Below are 599 nucleotides of genomic sequence, written 5' to 3'. Positions count from 1 at the left end.
GCAGCGGTTGCCGATGGTCGGCTCAAGCAAGCTAAGATTGCCCTTGCGGCTTGAACCCCACCTTTTTCCCACTCCCCCGAATTGGCCCAAATTTGGCATTTAAATTTGAGAATATTGGCAGTCCGATTCTCAAATTAAGTGCATCTGCGATGAAGCTTTCCATATTCGATTTCGAGCCATCATGCTCTCGGCGGCGTCAGTGAACCGGACGCGATTGTCGCCCATCATGTGAGCACTCAGCATCTGGAGCATCTCCGGTCCAGCACGCTCAACGATGGCTACCCCCGCCAGCAGAGCCGGTCGCATGTGAAGAGGCAGGGTCGGCTTTGCAGGCGTGGGCAGATTCTCCCCCTGCTCGGCAACGACATGGTCAAGATCAGGGATGATTGCGCCAAGCACACGGAAGCGCCAAAGGTCATGCTCGCGCGGGAAAGGTCTTGGAATGCGTCGCATCAGAAGAAGCCGGGCAATCTCGGTTGGCGATGTCCAGGTGCCGATGCCACGTTCGGCTTCATCGTCGAGGGGAGCGGGAAAAAGGTGGGGGTAAGAACCTTCATGTAATCGAGTCCTTTTCTGGAAAGGGCACTCGGTTATGGGAC

General features: G+C 56.1%; 1 pseudogene. It reads right to left on the bottom strand.

The window, feature by feature from the left end:
• Positions 1-129: 129 nt before the first annotated feature.
• Positions 130-599 (bottom strand): annotated as a pseudogene (locus O4H62_RS26285) (hypothetical protein); the annotation flags it as partial.

The sequence above is a fragment of the Parahoeflea alexandrii genome (assembly GCF_027214025.1).
GTDB classification, from domain to species: domain Bacteria; phylum Pseudomonadota; class Alphaproteobacteria; order Rhizobiales; family Rhizobiaceae; genus Hoeflea; species Hoeflea alexandrii_A.
The sequence above is the reverse complement of the archived record's forward strand: the minus strand, read 5'-3'. Positions and strand labels throughout refer to the sequence as shown.